The following is a 21,045-nucleotide window of genomic DNA, read 5'->3' as shown; positions in this document are numbered from 1 at the left end:
TCCGGGCGCTTGGCAAGTCCCGGGCACCGGTTCCCCCGGTGCCCGGACTGATTATCCCATCACTGGGCCGGGCTCAACCGCAGAATCTGCCCCGGATCGGCGTCGGTTATCAGATAGAGCGCGTCATCGGGACCTTGCGTCACGTCTCGAATACGATGGGGAAAATCGTCTCCGAACAGAAATTCATCGCCCAGCACCTCTTCACCCTCGAGGTCGATGCGGATCAGGTCGGTGCCTGCCAGCGCACCCATGAAGGCATCACCCTGCCAGTCCGGGAACAGATCGCCCGTATAGAACGCAAGTCCGGACGGCGCGGGAGATGGCACCCAGGTCCTTTCTGCTTCCACCAGGTCGTCGGGCAGTTCCTGGGGCGGATTGATCGGATCACCGGAATATTCCGTACCCTCGGTCAGCAATGGCCAACCGAAATTGCCGCCCTCGACGATCCTGTTGAGCTCGTCGCCGCCGCGGGGGCCGTGTTCGGCCACCCAAAGCTCGCCCGTATCGGGATGAAACGCCGCGCCCTGCATGTTGCGATGGCCATAGCTCCAGATTTCCGGCAACGCCCCTTCCGTATCAACGAACGGGTTATCCTCGGGCACCGAACCATCGGGCAGGATGCGGATCACCTTGCCGAGATGGGAATCGAGATCCTGCGCCTGCACGCGGAACTCGGCATCGGACCGCTCACCGGTCGTGATGAACAGATAGCCCTCATTGTCGAACGTCAGACGGGAACCGAAATGCAGCGCCGATGGCAGTTTGGGTTGCTGGGAGAAGATGACCTCGACGTCGGTCAATTGGGTCATGTCATCGCTCAGCACACCGCGTGCGACTGCCGTCGAATTTGTCCCGGCCTCGTCGCCAGGCTCGGCGTAGCTCAAATAGACATAGCGGTTGGTTTCAAATTCGGGATCGAGCGCCACATCGAGCAGACCACCCTGCCCTTCGAAAACCACCTCAGGTATTCCCGCGATCGGGTCGGAAATCGAACCATCGGCCGAAACGTGCCGCAAATTGCCCGGCCGTTCGGTCACCAGCATGCTCTCATCGGGCAGGAACACCATACCCCAAGGCGATTGCAGCCCTTCGACGACCGGGACGAGCGTTACCGAACCCGTCTCGGTTTCGAAGGTCTGGGCGATGGCGGGCGCCGTGAGCGCCGTGGCACAGGCAAGACCCGCAAGAGCTTGTCGGAACATCGTTTTCTCCTCGTTGATTGGCATACTTTGCCAATCGAGCGAGGCGATAGTTGTTCCGCTATGCGATAATCACGATGACGTCAGTAGCCCGAGCCGCCTGCAATTCCGAACCATTTTTCATAGTCCGATACCAGCAGATGGATCGGGTCCACGTCTTCTTCGATCTCCGAGAATCGCCCGATGGGGTCGAGGAAGGTGTTGTCGGTGCGATCGTCGTTGACCGTGGAGACTTCACCGATCAGCACATCCCCGCCCTCACCCCAGAACTTGTGCCAATTTCCCGGCAACAGGGTCACGCTTTCGCCGGGGGACAGTTCGAGAATGCCCCCGGCGGGCAGGACGCGGCGAATGCCATCGGTAAACACTTCAACGTCCCCGGAGGTGTCGATGCCTTCGTTGGTCCCGTCATCATTGTAGAGCTGAAGCGCCAGCGTGGCGCCGCCGCGATTGATGATGTCCTCGGCCTTGATGGCGTGACGGTGCATGGGCGAAATCTGATCGTGACGCGAAATCATGATCTTTTCCGCGTACAGCATGCCGCGCCCCTTGCCGAGATCGGCCGCATCGCCGTTGCGGACGGTGAACAGGAACAGGCCGAGGGCATCGAAATCGCCCTGCCCGTAATCGGTCACGTCCCAGCCCAACCCGGAGCGCAAGATGTTGTCGATCTGGTCCTGCTTGTCCTTCATTTCGGACGGTGTCCAATAGGCGAAGGGGGGCAGGATATAGCCGAAAGAGCGGATGAATTCGTCCGCTTCGGAAATGATTTCATTGACGCGGGAACGTTTCATCCCGTGATCTCCGTCTGCTCAATATGTTTCCGCCAAATGGCTGATCCGCAAACTGTTTTGGAGATCGTCCAGGCCCGGCGCCGCACCCCTGCGAGGCGAGAAGCTAAGGGTAACCGGGCGACCGGGCAAGAGGGTGAAACAGTTGTCCGAGAAATATCCCGCAGGTTCGACCTGCGCCGTGACAAAGAAGGCACACGCGTCCGATTGCAGGGTGAGTTCAGGGCCGCTTGGCCCTCGCGTCCACCGTGCCTCGATCCGCGCCTGCGGCAGATCGTAATATTTGTGGGCGCGGGGAAAGAAATCATTGCTGCCGATCATCACGCCGTTGCGATCGCGCCATTCGAGCATCAGAAACTGCCCCGCCGATACGGCCTCACGCGCTACACGAACCAGTTCAGACGCAGATTCAAGTCCGAGCGAAACATCGAGTCCGTGCAAGGGCTTGGCGTTACCCTCCATATCGACGGAAAACACATTGAGCGTGATATCGGTGGGCGTCGGACCATCGTTCATGCCCTTGATGACAATATCATCGCCCTCGGGGACGGCCACGATATTGATTGGCGCAAAGAAGCGTTTGGCGAGGTAGTGCAGCGGTTTCCACTGCCCGCCATAATCGAGACTGGACCAGCTCGCCACCGGCCAGATGTCGTTGATCTGCCAATAGAGCGTACCCATGCAGCGCGGCTTGGTGGAGCGCCAGAACTCGATTGCCGTCTTGATGGCGAGCCCTTGCTGGATCTGGCTGAGAAACACCATTTCCTCAAACCCCTTGGGAAAGCGGAAATAGCGGCACATGGTTTCAAGGATGCGGGCATTGCCACCATCGTTTCGCTGGTGGGTTTCCATGACCGGGGACGATGGATTGCGGTCCTTGGGGTCGGTGAAGCTCTCGATGACATTCATCGACGTGAACGACTGAAAGCCGAATTCGGAGGCAAAGCGGGGCTGCACTGTACGGTAGTGCTCGAAGGGTTTTGCCGAGTGCCAGACGTCCCAGAAATGCATGTCGCCGCGCGTATCGATATGCCAGCCATCGGCAAAATCCATGTAGCCAAGCGAGGGCGAGGAGGGCCAGAAACGGCGCTGAGGGTCCTCGTCCTCGACGGTCTCGGCGAGCAGTTTGGAAAGCCTGTCGTAATTGGCCAGATGCCGGTCGCGGTTGGCTTTGGTTTCGGGATACCAGTTGAGCGACCCGATCACCTCGTTGTCGCCGCACCAAAGGGCAATCGAAGCGTGATAAGAAAGACGGCGGACCTGTTGGGTGATCTCGATCTGCACGTCAGCGAGGAAGGCGCGATCCGACGGATAGGGCATGCAGGAAAACATGAAATCGTGCCAGATGAGCAGGCCCATCTCGTCGCACAGATCATAGAACCAGTCCGGCTCGTACTGCCCGCCGCCCCAGACGCGGACCATATTGTAGTTCGCCGCTCTCGCGCTTTGCAGCAGGTCTTCGACCACCTCGGGCGTAATGCGCGAGGGGATGGCATCAGCCGGTATCCAGTTGGCGCCCATCATCGTGATGTCGCGTCCATTGATACGACACTTGAAACTGTGATCGATCTCGTCGGCTTCGACGATCCATTCGAGCTGGCGCAGGCCGATCTTCCGGGCGGTCGTTTCGCCGTCGAGATCGGTGATGAGATCGTAGAGCGGCTGCGCCCCCTGCCCGGCGGGCCACCACAGGTTCGGACGGTCGATGATGACTGTGTGCTCGATCAAGTTCTCGCCCTTTTCCACCGTCACATCGCCGCCGACGGTCTGGCCATCGATAGTGTGGGTGAGCGAAACCACACCGGAATCAAAGGCATGAACCCTGGTCTTGAGAACCAGATTCACCTTCCCGTCTTCATGATGCTGTTCGACCTGGACGCTTTCGGTGCGCGCCAATGCGGACCGGCGCAATTCCATGCGGCCATAGACGCCGATCGGCATCAGGCAGATGCCCCAGTCCCATCCGGCATGACAGGCGGTCTTGCGCACGAAATTGAGGTGGGCGACCTTCTGGTTCATGGCCGCGTAGGGAATGGCGAAGGGGTGCGCATCGGCACGCGATTGGGCGATCTCCGGCACGGCCGCGAAAGCGATGGTGAGCGTATTCTCCCCTGCCCCGATCTTGCCCGTGACGTCGAGATCGTAGCGAATGAACTGGTTCTGGGTTTGCGCAATCTCTTCGCCGTTGAGGAACACGGTCGCTATGCAATCGACCTCGGAGAGGGTGAGCGTCAGATAGCCCTGCGCCATGGCGGCGGGCACGTCAAAGCGCCGCTCGACGGTCCACGGGGTCTTATAAACCCAGGCGACGATGTCCTCGTTCTGGCCGAAATAAGGGTCGGGGATTTCACCCGCCTGCAGCAATGCATTGTGAACGTCACCGGGAAGCTCTATCTCGCCCGACCAGCCGCGTTCAGGCGCAGAAAGGGCAAAACGCCCCCCGAGATCGAGCGCCCTGTAATCGATTACCTTTTGCGATGCAGCGTGTGCCTCGGCCATGGCGCTTCTCCTCCTGACGCTTCTGGATGCTTGTCCGCTATCGTTCCGCCTTCTACTTTAGTTCAATGCCGGGATGAAATAAAAATATCCGACGGCCCACAGGAGGCACCGATGAGCGATATGGACCGAGACAATCCCGGCCTTCCCCACCTGCCGCCGACCTATCCGGTTGGCTTTCTGGTGCTGGCGATCATTCTGGAGTTTGTGGTTCCCCTCCGTTTCCTGGTCGCACCGGCGGTATGGTCGCCGCAAACGCTGGTGGGCGGGGTGCTGCTTGTGGCGGGCCTCGCGCTCGACATCTGGGCTTTCCGGCTGTTCAGGGCTGCCGGAACAAATCCCGAGCCTTTCAAACCGACCACGGCAATCGTCGCAAATGGCCCCTACAGGTTCACGCGCAATCCGATGTATGTGGGCTTCCTGCTGAGCTTTACCGGCATCGGTCTGCTGTTTGCGCTGGAATGGGCGTTGATCGGACTGCCCATCTTGTGGTTCGTGCTCGATCGCGTGGTGGTGCGGCGCGAAGAGGCCTATCTTGCCCGCAAGTTCGGGGCCGGTTACGAAGCATTTCTGGCAAAGACCCGCCGATGGCTTTGACTATTCGGCGGCTTCTTCGTCCTCGAGATCGAGGAAACCGCCCGATTGGCGCTCCCAGAGCCGGGCGTAGTGGCCGCCCCGCGCCAGCAGTGCCTCGTGAGTCCCCTCCTCGACGATGCGACCGTGATCGAGGATGACCAGGCGGTCCATGGCGGCGATTGTGGAGAGCCGGTGGGCAATGGCAATCACCGTCTTGCCATCCATGAGCTTGTCGAGCTGGCTTTGAATAGCCGCTTCAACCTCGCTATCGAGCGCGGACGTCGCTTCATCGAGCACGAGAATAGGTGCGTCCTTGAGCAGAACGCGGGCGATGGCAACGCGCTGGCGTTGGCCGCCGGAAAGCTTGACTCCGCGCTCGCCCACCTGCGCTTCATAGCCCGTCCGTCCGCGGCTGTCCTTGAGGTCCATGATAAAGTCGTGGGCCTCGGCGCTCCTGGCAGCGGCGATCATCTCCTCTTCGCTCGCGCCGGCCTTGCCGAACAGGATGTTAGCCTTGACCGAGCGGTGCAGCAGGGCCGTGTCCTGGGTGACAACCCCGATATTGGCGCGCAGCGATTCCTGGGTGACTTTTGAGATATCCTGCCCGTCGATCAGGATGCGCCCGCTTTCCAGATCGTAAAAGCGCAGCAAAAGATTGACGAGCGTGGATTTGCCGGCGCCCGAATGGCCGACCAACCCGATCTTTTCGCCGGGGCGCACGTTGAGATCGACACCTTCGATGATGCCCTTCTCGCGACCGTAGTGGAATCGGACATTTTCGAATTTGATCCCGGCGCCCGTAACCTTGAGCGGCTCCGCGTCGGGCGCGTCGGTCAATTCGAGCGGCTGGGCGATGGTTTCCATCGCATTCTGGGCGACGCCGAAATGGCGCATCATGCCGTTGAGTTGGCCCATAAGGCGCCCCTGCATCATGTTGAGGCGCAGCACCAGACTGAGGGTAAAGGCGATAGCGCCCACGGTAATGGCGTTGGCCGTCCAGAGCTGGATGGCCAGCCAGCCAAAGGCGATAATCATGACCGTGCTCAGCAGGCCCATCGAGGCCCGCATGCCTGTGACGAGCCGCGCCAGCCGTGTCGCGGAATCGAGGAAACGCTCGAAGCCTTTTTTGACGTAAGTATCGTTGTCCTCGGCATTTCCAAACAGGCGCAGGGTCTGGACGTTGGCGAAGCTGTCGGTGATCCGCCCGTTGAGCACGGAAGCGTTTTCGGCGTTCTCGGCGGCGCGGCTGCGCATGCGCGGTACATAGTAGCGCGCCATCAAAAGAATGGCCGCAATCCAGATCACCACAAGCGCCGCCATGCGCCAATCGAGCTGGGCAAAAAGGAAAATCGTCGTGCCGGCAAAAATGGTCAGCGCCCAGCCGATCTGGATCACGCTGGCGACGAAGTCGTTGAGCGATTGGGCGGCCTGGGACACCTTGGTGACCAGCCGTCCGGCGAAATCATCGTTGAAGAAGCGGATCGACTGGCGCGACACATAGGCATAGGTCTGCCAGCGCACCATGGTGTTGAACCCCCGACCAATGGTCTGCTCTTCGACCAGCGCCTGAAGCGCCGGCGCTGCAAAGCGCCCCACCACGACCACGACAAGCATTATGGAAAGCTCGGTGCCGTGGGCCGCGATCAGTCCGGCCCAGCCGCCCGCAGCATCGGTGCTCTCGAGCAGGTCGATGAGCCGGCCCATATAGAAAAAGAACAGCGCCTCGAACAGCGAGGTCAGGCCCGTAAACAACAGGACCGCAAGATAGGGCGCCTTTGCTTGGCGAATATAATACCAGAGGAACGCCCAGATGGTGTCAGGTGGCTGGATATCGCCCTTGTACTCGAAGGGCTTGATCCACGTTTCGAAAATTTTCGAGATGCGGGCGGGAAGGCTGAGGGTCTGTTGCGTCATGTCCTGATAAATGGTGCCGGCAAGAGATTATGTCAAGATATATCTTAGACGCACCTTTCGCCGCCACGCGCCTTCCCGCATTCGCTGTTACTGCGCGGCGACCTCCTCGGCATCCGCGTCGATGAACCCGCCGGACTGGCGTGCCCAAAGTCGGGCATAAGTGCCACCCGTTTCCACAAGCTCTGTGTGGGTGCCTTGTTCCACGACCCTGCCCTCTTCGAGGATAATAAGCCGATCCATGGCGGCGATAGTCGAAAGCCGGTGGGCGATGGCGATGACCGTCTTGCCTTCCATGAGCATGTCGAGCTGGCCCTGAATTGCCGCCTCGACCTCGGAATCGAGCGCCGAAGTGGCTTCATCGAGCACAAGGATCGGAGCATCCTTGAGCAGCACGCGCGCAATCGCGATGCGTTGCCGCTGGCCGCCCGAGAGCTTGACGCCACGCTCGCCCACATGGGCATCATAGCCCTTACGGCCCTTGGCATCGACCAGCGTCAGGATGAAATCATGCGCCTCGGCCTTCTGCGCGGCGGCGATCATTTCCTCATCGGTGGCGTCGGGACGGCCATATTTGATGTTGTCAGCCACCGAGCGATGCAGGAGCGAGGTGTCCTGAGTCACGACGCCAATATTGGCGCGCAATGAGTCCTGGGCCACCGAAGCGACGTCGGTGCCGTCGATAAACACGTGCCCGCTCTGGCGGTCGTAGAAGCGCAACAGCAGGTTGACGATGGTCGACTTGCCCGCACCCGAGCGGCCGACAAGCCCGATCTTTTCGCCGGCCCGGATATGCAGGTTGAGCCCTTCGATGACCTTGGCGGTCTGGTCGTCGCCCTTCTTGCCGTAGTTGAAGGCCACGTCTTTAAAGACGATATCGCCCTTGACCCGTTCAAGTCTTGGCGCATCGGGTTCGTCGGCGACGATCGAGGGGAGCGAAAGGGAATTGATGCCATCGCGCACGGTGCCGATATTCTCGAACAGCGCCGACATCTCCCACATGATCCACTGGCTCATGCCCTGGAAGCGCAGCACGATGGCCGCGGCCGCGGCAACGGCACCGGCGCTGACCAGATCGTCAAGCCAGAGCCAGATGCCGACAAAGCCCACGGCAAACAGCAACAATCCATTGAGAATGGTGATGCCCTGGTTGAGGATCGTCACATAGCGCATCTGGCCATGGACGGTTTCGAGGAACTCGTCCATCGCCTCTCGGGCGTAGGTCTCCTCGCGGCTCGAATGGGAGAACAGCTTGACCGTCGCGATGTTGGTGTAGCTGTCGACGATCCGGCCGGTCATCATCGAGCGCGCGTCGGCCTGCAGCTCGGAAATCTTGCCCAGTTTGGGCACATAGTGGCGCAGCAGCCCGACATAGGCGACGACCCAGACGATGAAGGGCAGCGCCAGCCAGATATTGTTCATGGCCGCGAGCACGACGGCGCCGATGAAATAGACGATGACGTAGTTGAGCACATCGAGCAGTTTCATCACGGTTTCGCGCACGGCGAGCGCCGTCTGCATCACCTTTGTGGCGATGCGACCGGCAAATTCATCCTGGAAATAGCTCATCGACTGGCGGATGAGATAGCGATGCGCCATCCAGCGGATGCGCTGGGGGAAATTGCCCAGAAGCGTCTGGTGGATGATCAGGTTCGAGACCAGCACCAGCGTCGGCACGACCAGCAGCACAAACAGGCTCATCCAGAACAGCATCGGGCCTTCATCGGCCAGAAAGGTCTCCTTGTCGGCAGCCGAAAGCCAGTCGATCACATTGCCCAAAAATCCGAACAGGGCGATTTCGGCCAATGCAACCAGTGTGGAGAGCACCGCCATTGCAATCAGAGGCAGCTTCACGCCGTCCATGTAATGCAGGCAGAAGGCCAACAGGGATTTCGGCGGCTGCGAGGGCGCATCGGGCGGATAGGGATTGAGCAGATTTTCGAACCAGCGGAACATCGGACAACCAGACGGGAAGAGGACCGGCATCGCCGCCCGCGCCTTCCCACATGCGCGAACGGAAACAGAGGAGATTAATTAAACAAGATAATGCTTGATAAATTCAATTGCGAATTTCGTCAAGCATCGACCTTGCCCAAGGACGGTTCCGCAGCGGCAAATCCGACACCGGATAGGCCCGCCGGGCAAGCCGGGCAGGATAGCATCCTTGGGAACGAGTCGCATGTCTCTTCGATGACATTGGGCCGGCGCGGCGCAACCCTTAACAAAGTGGAAATATTTTTCTCGCCCCTAAGTGACTCTGCCGACTCGATAATTTTTGTCCGATCAAACACCGGCAAAAAATGCCTATAGACAAGAGTCAATCAACCGATTCAAAGTCTTAGCATCACGCAATTGGTTGGGGCAGCCGCCGGAACGCGGCTGAACGGGCATGGGTTCGGCGGAGACATCCGGCGTCAGCGATAAGGGATTCGAAGGCGGCGCCGGCGGGCTCGTTCAGCGTATCCTTACGGCAGGCAACCTGCCTCTTCCGGCCCTTCTGGCGCTTGTCGCAACGCTTGCATCGGCCGGCTTTTTCGTCGGCAACGACATGGCGCGCTCGCAGGCCGCTCTCGAGAACCGCGCCGAACTCGTTGCAGCCCTGGCGGCCGCGCAGGTCACACCCGGCCAACTCGACGCTCTTGTCCCCGAAATGCCGACCCTTTCGGACGATATTCATATCGCCGTTCTCGGCGAAAACGGCGAAGTGCTGTTCAGCTCGTCGCCCGAGATCTCCGAGGGCTATGGCAGCCCCTCATCGCTGACGGATCAGTATGTTCAAGCCACCGCGCCGCTTTCGGGCGAGTCGGGCGAAGTCGCTGTTTTTATCCCGCGGATGTCGGTTCTCGATGACCTCGCATGGCGTCACGGATGGGTCCTTGCCGCCCTTTTTCTTGGCGCGGGACTGATCGCGTACTCGACCCGCAAGCGCTCCAGGCACGAAACGGCGCTGCTTCCGGCCATGGACGCGGTGCCGTACGGGCTTGCCCATTGGTCCGAGGACGGCCTTCTGGTCTGCACCAATCGAGCCTTTGCCCGCCTGTTGCGGCTCGATGCGAACGCAACTGTCCCGGGCATCCCATACGCCGATGTTTCCAAGACCATTGCCGGCCGGATTTCGGCCCGCCCTGTACTCGACATGAATCGCCAGCGCGTCGTCGAGGTCGAGCGGGCCGACGGATCGGTCCTGATGCTGGACGAACGCCCATGTCCTTCCGGTGGGTTCGTGACCATCGTCACCGACATCACCGAACGCAAGGCCGCCGACCGGCTGCTGGGATCGGTGCGGGAAGAACAGCGCCTCCTCGCCCGTCGCTATCACGAAGAAAAAATCAGGGCGGAAGCCTCGAGCCGCGCCAAGACCAGTTTTCTCTCTCATCTTTCCCACGATATCCGCACCCCGCTCAATCACATCATCGGCTTTGCGGAGATGATCCGGATGGAGACGTTCGGACCGTTGGGAGACCCCAAATACCAGTCCTATGTGACCGACATCAAATGCGCGGGCGAAAAGCTGCTGAAATCCTTTGCGGAAATTCTCGAATTTGCCGAACTCGAAGCCGGCCGCAAGACGCTCAGGAAAGAACCCATCGCGATTGATGACCTGCTTTCGGGCTGCTCGATCCGTTTTGCGGGTCGCGCCGCAAAAGCCGGAGTGCGGCTGGACGTGGCACGGCGCACGCAGGGCTGGCTCGCGGCCGACCGGCACTATCTCGATCGCATGATGACCAATCTCATCGAGAACGCCTTGCGGTTCACGCCGGCAGGGGGTGTGATCCGGGTTGCAGCGTGGCCCGCCGAAAACGGCGTCGTATTGGAAGTCACCGATACCGGAATCGGCATGAACGAAGAGCAGATGAGCAAGCTATCCCAGCCCTTCGTTCTTCCCGATGCGGCCTTTACCCGCGAGCATGACGGCGTCGGACTTGGCATCGCCATCGCCCGCGCCGTGGCCGAACAAAGTGGGGGACGGCTGGCTATAGACTCCCTGGAAGGCATCGGCACGACCGTGGCAATTTCCCTGCCCATGGCTCCGGCGCAGGAACACCAGTTTCCGACCCCGATTTCACTCGCTCCGGCGCAGGCCGCTTAAGCCTTCATCTTTTCATAGAACCGGGCCGCCGCCTCGCTCACCTCGGCACGCATCGCGATGATATCGGCCTCCAGTCTCAAGAAATCCGGATAGTTGGCGCGGCGGGCCACCAGTTCGCGGAAGGCGGGTGTCCACCCCTCGTCCTTGAGCGGATCGACAAGGCACGCACTCATCAATTGCAGGATCGTTGCGTAGATCGCATGGATTTCCGCGAGCCGCTCGCCTTGCGGCAGGATGCCCGTTTCGGCCAACCGCAACAGCACTTTGGCGGGGGGCGCCTGTGGCACGTCGAGCTTTTCCCCTTCGAGCAATTGCGCCGTCTGGGCGATGAATTCGAGATCGACCAGCCCGCCATCGTGCAGCTTGAGATCGAACGGGTGGCGGGGCGGACGCTCCCTTGCCATCAGGGCCCGCATATCGAGCACATCGCCGACAATTTTCGCCCGATCGCGCGGCAGGGCCATGATGCGAGAAATCTCGGCACCGACGGTTTCGGCCAACCCCTCGTCACCGATCGCCACGCGGGCGCGGGTCAGCGCCAGATGTTCCCACGTCCAGGCCTCATCGCTCTGATAGGTGCGGAAGCGTTTGAGGCTCGTGGCAAGCGGACCGGCATTGCCCGAGGGGCGCAGCCGCATATCGGCCTCGTACAGCACCCCTTCGGCAGTCGGGGCGGAAATCGCGGCGACCAGCCGTTGGGTGAGGCGGGTGAAATAGGTGGCGACATCGAGTTCGCGCTCGCCATCCGAGCCCGCCGTGCCTTCAGGCACATCATAGAGGAGGATGAAATCGAGATCGGAGGTCAGCGTCATTTCGCGGCTGGCCATCTTGCCGAAGCCCAACAAGCCGACCCGCGCGCCGGCGATGGTGCCGTGCCGTTGTGCAAAATTTTCGCGTACGGCGGCAAACAGGCGGGCCAGGAGTGTTTCGGCGAGCGCCGTGAATTGGCGTCCGGCCTGTTGCGCGGACAGTGCTCCCCCCACCAGACCGGCAGCGATAAGGAATTTCTGTTCCTGGCCGATGATGCGCGCCCGGTCGATGAGATCTTCAAAGCTGCGGGCCTCGGCCAGAAAGGCATCGACATTGGCCACAAGCGAATCCGAGGTCGCGATATCTCCGGCAAAGTGCGGATCGATCAATCCGTCCACCACATGGGCCCGATGGATCACCGCCTCGGCGAGCCGGGGCGCCGACGACATGAAATCGAGCAGCAATTGACGCAAATGGGCGTGGTTGCGCAACAGCGCGAACATCTGCACGCCCGCGGGCAGCCGGGTGAGGAAATCGTTGAACCGGGCAAAGGCGATGTCGGCATTGCCGCTCCCGGCAAAGGTTTTGAGCAGGCCGGGGATCAACTCGGTCAAATGCTCGCGCGCCTTTGCGGCGCGGGTCGCGGCATAACCGCCATAATGCCATTTGCGGATGGTGGCAGAGACCGCAGCGGGATCGGAAAACCCGAGATTGGCAAGTGTTTCAAGGGTATCGGGATCGTCGTCCGATCCGGTGAAGACCAGATTGCCCAACTCCCCCGACAGGCTTTCTCCCTCGGAAAACAGCTCGGCGTAATAGTCCGACACCCGCGCCAGCGCGGCGCGATAATCGGCCTCGAATGCCTCACGGTTTTCATAACCCATCAGCAGCGCGATCTCACCGACACCTTCCTCGGTTTCGGGCATCACATGGGTCTGCTCGTCGCGCAGCATCTGCAGACGGTTTTCGACCGCCCGCAGGAACCAATAGGTTTCCTCAAGGTCGCGCGCAGCTTCCGGGCTGATCCATTTGCCCTCAACCAGTGCCGCCAGCGCCTTGACCGTGGGGCGCACCCGCAGGTCGGGATCGCGGCCACCGGCGATAAGCTGCTGGGTCTGGACGAAAAACTCGATCTCGCGGATACCGCCTCGCCCCAGCTTGACATTGTGGCCCAGAACGCGCTGTTCGCCGACCTTGCGATGAATGTTGATCTGGCGTTTCATCGCCTGAATATCGGCAATCATCGCGAAGTCGAGGTGCTTGCGCCAGATGAACGGCGCCAGTTCCTTCAAAAACTGATTGCCCACCCCGATATCGCCGGCGCAGGGCCGTGCCTTGATCCAGGCCGCCCGCTCCCAGTTCTGGCCGCGCGATTCATAATAGCCCAGCGCCGCATCGAACGATATCGCCACCGGGGTCGAGCCAGGATCGGGGCGCAGCCGCACATCGGTGCGAAACACATAGCCTTCAGCAGTGCGGTCCTGCATGATCGAGACCAGCCGGCGGATGATACGGACATAGAATTTGTTGTGGTCGGCATCCTCGGGCAAAACCGCCACCATGGGATCGTAAAACGCCACGATGTCGATGTCCGAAGAATAGTTGAGCTCCTGGCCGCCATGCTTGCCGAGCGCAAAGATCGCCAGCCCGGAATTGGCAGCGCTTGCCTGTTCGGCCGGTTGAGCCAGCTTGTCTTCCCGTCCAGCCTCGGCCATCAGGAAATCGAGCGCTGCCTGCAATGCGGCATCGGCAAGATCGGACATGCAGCGCGTGGTTTCCCGCGCCGTCCACACGCCGCCGATTTCCGCCACCGCCGACAATAGCGCCCCGCGCGCCTTGCCAACACGCAGACGTCGCGACAGTTCTTCCTCGGCCTCGCATGAGCCCGCCGAAATCATGTCGGCGATCAATTGGGAAAAAGCCGCTTCCGGCCCGGCCTCCAGAACGCCGGCAAACCATTGGGCATGACGGATAGCAAGGTCGCGCAGATAGGGGGCCGTGGCAAAGATCGGGCCGAGGGTGGCTCCAGCGCTTTCAAACGCCGCACGCTCGCTCTCGCCCAGCACCTGGGACAGATCATCCGGCAGCGCCGTATTTTCAGGCGCATCCCTCAATGCGTGCAATCGCGGTCCCAGCGCCGTCATGAGACAAGCACTTCAGTTTGCCGGAAAGGTAATGACCGCTTTTGCGCCCGGCGCGTTGTCCTCAAAGCGGATATCGCCCCTGTGCAAGCGCACGACGGCCGAGACGAGCGCAAGCCCAAGTCCGGCCCCTGGCTCGGTACGGCTGGCTTCCAGCCGCGCAAAGCGTTCGAAGACGCGCGCACGATCGGCCTCGGGTATGCCCGGCCCCTTGTCGGCAACTTCAATGACGATCCTCCCCGCTTCGCGGCGGGCGGAAATCGATATGCCGCCGCCTTCGGTGTTCTGACCGTACTTTATGGCGTTTTCGACAAGATTTACAAGGGCTTGACCGATGAGTTCCCTGTTCGCATCGAGCCTGATTCCTGGGGCGATGTCGGTTTCCAGTGTCATCCCCGCATCTTCGGCCACCGGCGTATAGAGTTCGGCAACATCGGCGACGACTTCGCTCAGATCGATATCCGAGAACGCCCCGGTGGAGGTTCCCGCCTCGGCCCGGGCGATGAGCAGCAAGGCGTTGAAGGTGCGAATGAGCTGGTCGGATTCGGCGATGGTGGTTTCGAGCGCCGTGCGCCGCGCCTCGGGGTCGGGATTGCGCAACGCCGCTTCGGCCTTGTTGCGCAGGCGTGTGAGCGGGGTCTTGAGGTCGTGGGCGACGTTGTCGGTCACTTCCTTGAGGCCAACCATCAGCCGCTCGATCCGCTCGAGCATCGCGTTGAGGCTGGTGGCCACCGCGTCGAACTCGTCGTTGCGGCCGGTCACCGGCACGCGCTCGGACAGATTGCCTGACATGATCTTGGTCGAGGTGCCGGTTATGGCATCGATGCGGCGCAGCACATAGCGCGCCGTCAGACCGCCGGCCAGCACCGAAAGCACGATGATACCAATGGCGCCGCCGAAAAACGTGCGCAGGATGATCGCGTTGAACCCGCGCCGCTCGCCGACGTCCCGGCCGATGACCAGCCGCAGGCCGTTCGGCAGTTCCAGAGATTCGACGATGGCCGTGCCGCTCGTGGGCACCTCGTCTTCCGGACCGCCATAGATTTCCCGCCCACGTTCGTAATTGAGCTCATAGCGCCCCGGATCGGCCAGGATGGTGGCCGGAAAGTCGGTAACGTTGCCTGCAATCATCACGCCGGTCGGATCGCCGAGATAATAGATGCCCGGTCCCGGCCTGTCGGCCAGCCTCTGGACGGCAAAGGCCACGGCGCGCACGCCCGACTGGCTGGACAGCAGCCGTATCTGGACGATCTCGCGCTGGACATCGCGCAACTGTTCGCGCTGGATCTGTATCGAGCTCTGATAGGCGATCAGGCCCAAAAGCACGATGGCAAAACCCACAAAGATCGCGATGAACATGGCTGTAAGGCGGACCGTGGTGGTCCGCCACAGGTTGCGCCGTTGAAGGGGCCCGGGTGCGGCGTCAGTCACGGATCATATATCCCGCGCCACGCACGGTCTGGAGCAACTGGCGCTGATGGCCCTTGTCCACCTTTCCGCGCAGGCGGGACATGTGGACGTCGATAACATTGGTCTGGGGGTCGAAATGATAATCCCAGACATTTTCGAGCAGCATGGTGCGGGTGACGACCCGCCCGGCGTTTTTCATGAGATATTCGAGGAGGCGAAATTCACGGGGCTGCAGAACAATGGTCTCCGATGCCCTCTCGACCTTGCGCGACAGCCGATCGAGAATGAGATCGCCCACCTGGTAGGAGGTGGCCGCTTCGCTCGGGGCCGAGCGGCGCGCCATCACTTCGATGCGGGCCAGGAGTTCGGAAAAGGCGTAGGGTTTGACGAGATAGTCATCGCCGCCGGCGCGCAAACCGGTGACGCGGTCATCGACCTCGCCCAGCGCCGACAGGATCAGAACGGGCGTGTTATCGTCTTCGGCGCGCAGGGATTCGATGATCGAGAGGCCGTCGCGGCGCGGCAGCATGCGGTCGACGATCAGAACGTCGTATTCCATGCCCGACGCCATGGCAAAGCCGGTCTCGCCGTCGCTGGCGTGGTGGGTGACATGGCCGCATTCGTCGAGGGCCTGAATGAGATAGGTCGCCGCTTCGCGGTCGTCTTCAATCAGCAATATCTTCACTGTCAGCGCCCCCGGGGATGGACGGGACCGGCCCAAAGGCCGATCCCGATGGTTCTTACTCTTCGATGTCGAGCGGCACGCCCACGAAGCGGACGACACCGTCGCGCGACACCCGCAGGGAAACCGCGGACTTGCCTTCGCTCCGGGCGGCATCGATGGCCGCTTCGAAGTCATCGGGCGAGGACACGGCACCGCCGTTGGCCTGCTCGATCACGTCGCCGGGCATCAGGCCGCGGGAGGCGGCAGCACTGTCGGCCTCGATGGAATCGACGACAAGTCCTTCGCCGTCTTCATTGGGGATGACCGTCACACCGATCGACGAGCTTGTCGTTTCGGGCTCGGCCTCTTCCTCCTGAACCTGGGGTGCAGGGGCGGATTCCTCGTCTTCCTCGAGACGGTCGAGTGTCACCGTGATGTCGAGTTCGTCGCCATTGCGTATAATGCCGAGGTCCACATCGGAGCCAGGCGACTGCTGGGAAATCACGCGCGAGAGTTCACGCGCCGTACTCACACCCTGCCCATTGACCGAGACGATGACGTCGCCAGATTCCACTCCGGCGTCCGCCGCAGGGGCACCTTCGATGGGCTGGGTGACCAGCGCACCATTGGCATTGGCCAGGCCCAGCGCATCGGCGAGATCGTCATTGAGATCCTGAAGCGAAACGCCCAGGAAGCCTCGGGTCACAAAGCCGGTTTCCTGAAGCTGGGAAATGACGTTCTGGGCCAGAGCCGCCGGAATGGCGAACGCGATACCCACATTGCCGCCCGAAGGCGAGAAGATGGCGGTGTTGACGCCAACGACGTCACCCTCGGTGTTGAACGAAGGGCCACCGGAATTGCCACGGTTCACGGCCGCATCGATCTGGAGGAAGTCGTCATAATAGGAGGCGTTGATGTCGCGGCCACGAGCCGAAACGATACCGGCGGTCACCGTACCGCCCAGACCGAACGGATTGCCCACGGCAACCACCCAGTCACCCACACGGGCTTCCTCGGTGGCAAATTCGACGAAGGGCAGGTCGTTGCGCTCTTCGCGAACCTTGAGCAGGGCGAGATCGGTGCGCGGATCGGTGCCGATGATGTCGGCTGCCAGCTCGGTGTCGTCCTCGAGCAGGACGGTGACTTCGCTCGCATCCTGGACGACGTGATTGTTGGTCACGATGTAACCGTCCGCCGAGATGATGAAGCCCGAACCAACGGCCTGCATGAAATCACGCGGGCGGTTGGGCCGCTCTGGATTTGGCGCGTTGAAGGGCTCTTCGAACTGGTCGAAGAACCGGCGCAGGGGATGGTCTTCAGGCAGATCGGGGAACTCGAACTCGAAATTCGGGCCGCGCTGGATCTGCTGGACGGGGACCTCGGCGCTGACCTGCACGGAAACGACGGCCGGCGAAACCGACTCGACCAGATCGGCGAACCCGCTCATCGGGGGCGATCCCACATCGGTTCCAACCTGCTGGGCAATTGCGGGCTGGGTGTTGACGAAGCCGGCGCCGAGCGTACCTGCCGCGACAATCATTGCCATTGCAGATGCGGCGATCCACTTGCGCTTCGGCGTAGAAAGCATGTTGGACATATTGGAAGATCCTCTCTGTTACAGACAGTTCGTCTCTGCTGTTGGCGTCTTATGTAATACGCGCGGGCTTTCCGCACAGTTGCACGCGGATTAAATCTTGGTAATGGACCGGGCCGAAATGTGGCCCGCCTATGCCCCCAGGCCCAAGATCGCCTGGCGCAGCATTTCGAGCGCCATCAGGGTCAGGATAAGCTTGAACCCCCGGCGGAACGTGGTCTCCGACACCGTGTCGAGGATGCGGCTTCCCACCACGGTCCCAAGGAAACCGGTCAGGATCATGGCGAGTACGACAGGCAGATATTGCGCGAACGCAAAGCCGAAAAGTGTAAAGGTCGCAACCTTGGCAATGTTGTTGAGCGTCATCAGGCTGGCCTGGGTGGCGATCAATTGCCGTCTGTCATCGAGCTTGCGCAGGAAATTGGCGACCAGCGGCCCCACAGCCCCCACGAACATGCCGACGCCGCCAATGATCGTGCCCGCGGCAAAATCGGCAATCGGTCCGCGACCGGTCACCCGCGGCTGGGGCACCCAAACGCAATAGAGGATGAACAGGCCAATGACCGCCTGAAACAGGGCTTCGGGGATCGATACGGCGAGACTGCCGCCCAGAACGATGCCCAGCACGCTGCCCGCGCCGAACCAGGCCATCAGGTGCCATTGGATATGGGCACGCTGGACGATGGCGCGCCCGCCATTGGAGCCGAGCTGGACAAGGCCGTGCACGGGTATGACCACGGCAGGGGGAAAAACCAGCCCAAGCGCCGCCAGCATGGCGATGCCGCCGCCGAGCGAGAACATCGCCGTTATCATCGAGGTGAGAAAACTCACGGCGATCAGGGTCAGCGCAATCCACACGGAAAGGCCGTCGGGCAAGAGCTGGGCAATGTCGAAATTCATATGGCAGGCTCCCTGCCCTTTGATGGCAGAGGCCGCGATCGAGAACAAGCGCGACGGCCATTGCGGTTTCCGCTGTGCGGGAAACCCGGGGTCCGGGCCTAGCTCTTGCGAAGCCTTTCGAGTGCGTTCGCCTCTTCTGAAGAAAGCCCGGACTTTCCCGTCACCGTCTTGCGGCGGCGGATGGCCCATATGGCCAGAACGATCAGTCCGCCGCCCAGGAGAATGGGCGTGGCGATCCAGAGAACGATCGTATGGCCGGCAAAGACCGGGTTGAGCAGCACGAACTCGCCATAGCGCGCCACGACGGGTGCCCCGGGCTCCCAGCCGCTCGCGGACCAGCAGGCGCAGGTCGCGGGCCAGCTCGGCGTCGGAATCGTCGATGGACTGGTTCTGGCACACAAGGCAGCGCAGATTGCCCGAAATCGAACGCGCCCGCTGTTCGAGCACGGGATTGTCGAGCACTTCATCGGGCTGCACGGCGCCCGCACTCATCGGCACCATCAAAGCCAGCAGAGCGGAGAGGACAAGGATCAGGCGCTTCACTGGCCCGCCTCCGCCGGCTTGGCCTTTTGCCTGGCCGTTGTGGGCGCCCCGATCCGCATGCGGCGATCGGTGAGCGAGAGGAACCCGGCGCCGGCCATCAGGACGGTTCCCAGCCAGATCAACAGCACGAAGGGCTTGTGCCAGAGGCGCACCACGCGCCCATCGGTGCCGAAGCGTTCGCCGAACTGGATATACATCTGGCTGAACCCGTAGGTCGCGATCCCTGCCTCGGTCGTCGGCGTTCCGCTCACGCCATAAACGCGGCGCTCGGAGGTCAATTGCCGATCCCGGCCCCAAGGCGCATCGATCAGGAACGTGCCCCGGTCGGCGGTGAAATTGGGGCCCTCGAAATGCTCCTCACCCTGATAGGTGATCGAGTAGCCGGCGATGTCGACGGTCTCCCCGGCTCGCATCGAGGTCACGTTCTCGGTCTGGAACGCCGTGGCGCAGACGATGCCGATCACCGACACGCCGACGCCGAAATGGGCGATGGCGGTCGACCATGCGGTCTTTGGCAGACCCTTGAGCCGCTGCCAGCTCTGCGCCCATTTCGCCCTGCCGATGGCGGCACGCTCGGCCAGTTCGGCAATGGGGCCGACCATGACCCAGATGCCGATGCCAAGCCCGATCGGTGCGAGCGAAATCGGAAAGCCCAGAAAGCCGAACACAATAAGCGTGAGGATCACCGTGACGACAATCGCCGCGAAGAGCCTCTGGCCCACGGCGACCAGATCACCGCGCTTCCAGGCGAGGAAGGGGCCGAACGGGATCAAGAGCAGCAACGGGACCATCAGTGCGCCAAAGGTCAGATCGAAGAACGGTGCCCCGACCGTGATGCGCGCGCCGGTCAGGGCTTCGAGCACCAGTGGATAGAGTGTTCCGATCAGAACGCCTGCCGTGGCCGCCGAGAGGAACAGATTGTTCAAAATCAGCGCGCCTTCGCGGCTGATCGGCGCGAACAGGCCGCCATGGCGCAAGCTCGAGGCCCGCAGGGCAAACAGCGTGAACGCGCCACCGATAAAGGCCGCCAGCATGGCGAGGATGATAATGCCGCGCGTGGGATCGGAGGCGAAAGAATGCACCGACGTCAGGATGCCCGAGCGCACGAGAAACGTGCCAAGCAGGCTGAGCGAAAATGTGATGATCGCCAGAAATATGGTCCAGATTTTCAGCGCATTGCGCTTTTCCATGACGATGGCCGAGTGGAGCAGCGCGGTGCCGGCCAGCCATGGCATGAAGCTGGCATTTTCCACCGGATCCCAGAACCACCAGCCGCCCCACCCCAGTTCGTAATAAGCCCAGTAAGAGCCCATCGCGATGCCCAGCGTCAGGAATGCCCAGCTCGCCAGTGTCCATGGGCGGACCCAGCGCGCCCAGGCCGCATCGATCCGGCCGGAAACGAGCGCTGCCACCGCAAACGAAAAACAGATCGAAAAGCCGACATAGCCCAGATAGAGCAGCGGGGGATGGATGGCGAGGCCGATATCCTGAAGCACAGGATTGAGTTCGGTGCCGTTGAACGGCGCCGGATCGAGCCGCCAGAAGGGGTTGGATGTGAACAGGACGAAGCCGGAAAACGCGCCGACCATGAGCCCCTGATTGGAGAGCACGAGCGTCTTGAGTTCATTGGGCAGATTGCGCCCGAACGCCGCCACTGCCGCCCCGAACAGGGTCAGCGTGAACACGAACAGCAGCATGGAACCTTCATGGTTCCCCCAGGTGCTGGTGATCTTGTAGAGCATGGGCTGGAGCGAATGGGAGTGTTCGACCACCAGCCGCACCGAAAAATCGTCGACGGCGAATGCTGAAAGCAGAGCCGCAAACGAGAGACCCACAAGCGCGAACTGCAAGATCGCCGCCTGGGAAACGAAGCGCTGCGCCAATTCGCTGCCACGCCAGAAGGCAAAACCCGCGCCCGCCTGTGCGATGGCCAGAACGAAGGCCAGAACGAAGGCGAAATGTCCCAGTTCTATCGTCACG

Annotated in this window: 13 protein-coding genes and 1 pseudogene; 2 read left to right on the top strand and 12 right to left on the bottom strand. The window is 61.5% G+C overall.

From position 1 onward, the window contains the following. Window positions 1-59: 59 nt before the first annotated feature. From KKY_RS03820 to KKY_RS03810, 3 genes are all read right to left on the bottom strand, one after another. Window positions 60-1,202, bottom strand: a complete 1,143-nt coding sequence (locus tag KKY_RS03820; RefSeq protein ID WP_014129985.1) for a PQQ-dependent sugar dehydrogenase — start codon at window positions 1,200-1,202, stop codon at window positions 60-62. 80 nt (window positions 1,203-1,282) lie between these two features. Continuing rightward, window positions 1,283-1,993: a D-lyxose/D-mannose family sugar isomerase gene (locus KKY_RS03815; RefSeq protein WP_014129984.1), complete on the bottom strand. Its 711-nt coding sequence runs from the start codon at window positions 1,991-1,993 to the stop codon at window positions 1,283-1,285. 18 nt (window positions 1,994-2,011) lie between these two features. Beyond that, window positions 2,012-4,489 (bottom strand): beta-mannosidase, encoded by a 2,478-nt coding sequence (locus KKY_RS03810; RefSeq protein ID WP_014129983.1) that lies wholly within the window; start codon window positions 4,487-4,489, stop codon window positions 2,012-2,014. A gap of 111 nt (window positions 4,490-4,600) precedes the next feature. Between KKY_RS03810 and KKY_RS20450 the strand changes: the two genes are divergently transcribed. Beyond that, window positions 4,601-5,083, top strand: a complete 483-nt coding sequence (locus tag KKY_RS20450) for a methyltransferase family protein (protein ID WP_014129982.1) — start codon at window positions 4,601-4,603, stop codon at window positions 5,081-5,083. Here the strand turns inward: KKY_RS20450 and KKY_RS03800 are convergent, their stop codons facing one another. Together KKY_RS03800 and KKY_RS03795 are read right to left on the bottom strand one after the other, a co-directional pair. Further along, window positions 5,084-6,976, bottom strand: coding sequence for an ABC transporter ATP-binding protein (locus KKY_RS03800; protein WP_014129981.1), 1,893 nt, complete (start codon window positions 6,974-6,976; stop codon window positions 5,084-5,086). It lies immediately after the preceding gene. Between the two features lie 87 nt (window positions 6,977-7,063). After that, complete coding sequence (locus KKY_RS03795) at window positions 7,064-8,929, bottom strand: ABC transporter ATP-binding protein (protein WP_014129980.1); 1,866 nt, start codon at window positions 8,927-8,929, stop codon at window positions 7,064-7,066. Window positions 8,930-9,362: 433 nt separating this feature from the next. On the opposite strand from KKY_RS03795, the gene KKY_RS03790 reads away from it, so the two are divergent. Continuing rightward, window positions 9,363-11,063, top strand: a complete 1,701-nt coding sequence (locus tag KKY_RS03790; RefSeq protein WP_014129979.1) for a sensor histidine kinase — start codon at window positions 9,363-9,365, stop codon at window positions 11,061-11,063. On the opposite strand, the gene KKY_RS03785 is transcribed toward KKY_RS03790, so the two are convergent. The 7 genes and pseudogenes from KKY_RS03785 to KKY_RS03755 all read right to left on the bottom strand — a co-directional run bounded on the left by KKY_RS03785 (window position 11,060) and on the right by KKY_RS03755 (window position 21,044). Then, window positions 11,060-13,957, bottom strand: coding sequence for a bifunctional [glutamine synthetase] adenylyltransferase/[glutamine synthetase]-adenylyl-L-tyrosine phosphorylase (locus KKY_RS03785; protein WP_014129978.1), 2,898 nt, complete (start codon window positions 13,955-13,957; stop codon window positions 11,060-11,062). The two genes, KKY_RS03790 and KKY_RS03785, sit on opposite strands and share 4 nt — an antisense overlap. Window positions 13,958-13,969: 12 nt before the next feature. After that, on the bottom strand, window positions 13,970-15,385 hold the full coding sequence (locus KKY_RS03780; RefSeq protein WP_139304963.1) for a sensor histidine kinase: 1,416 nt from the start codon (window positions 15,383-15,385) through the stop codon (window positions 13,970-13,972). Beyond that, window positions 15,378-16,049, bottom strand: a complete 672-nt coding sequence (locus KKY_RS03775; protein ID WP_014129976.1) for a response regulator transcription factor — start codon at window positions 16,047-16,049, stop codon at window positions 15,378-15,380. Before KKY_RS03775 ends, KKY_RS03780 begins: the two co-directional genes overlap by 8 nt. Window positions 16,050-16,104: 55 nt before the next feature. Further along, a complete protein-coding gene (locus KKY_RS03770; RefSeq protein ID WP_014129975.1) occupies window positions 16,105-17,625 on the bottom strand; it encodes a Do family serine endopeptidase in 1,521 nt (506 codons plus the stop codon). 129 nt (window positions 17,626-17,754) lie between these two features. Further along, window positions 17,755-18,522 (bottom strand): sulfite exporter TauE/SafE family protein, encoded by a 768-nt coding sequence (locus tag KKY_RS03765; protein ID WP_014129974.1) that lies wholly within the window; start codon window positions 18,520-18,522, stop codon window positions 17,755-17,757. A 98-nt stretch (window positions 18,523-18,620) separates the two neighbouring features. After that, window positions 18,621-19,023: pseudogene (locus KKY_RS03760) on the bottom strand (cytochrome c-type biogenesis protein). Window positions 19,024-19,061: 38 nt separating this feature from the next. Beyond that, window positions 19,062-21,044 (bottom strand): heme lyase CcmF/NrfE family subunit, encoded by a 1,983-nt coding sequence (locus KKY_RS03755; protein WP_014129972.1) that lies wholly within the window; start codon window positions 21,042-21,044, stop codon window positions 19,062-19,064. Window position 21,045 lies beyond the last annotated feature (1 nt).

The sequence above is a fragment of the Pelagibacterium halotolerans B2 genome, assembly GCF_000230555.1.
GTDB classification, from domain to species: Bacteria; Pseudomonadota; Alphaproteobacteria; order Rhizobiales; family Devosiaceae; genus Pelagibacterium; species Pelagibacterium halotolerans.
The sequence above is the reverse complement of the archived record's forward strand: the minus strand, read 5'-3'. Positions and strand labels throughout refer to the sequence as shown.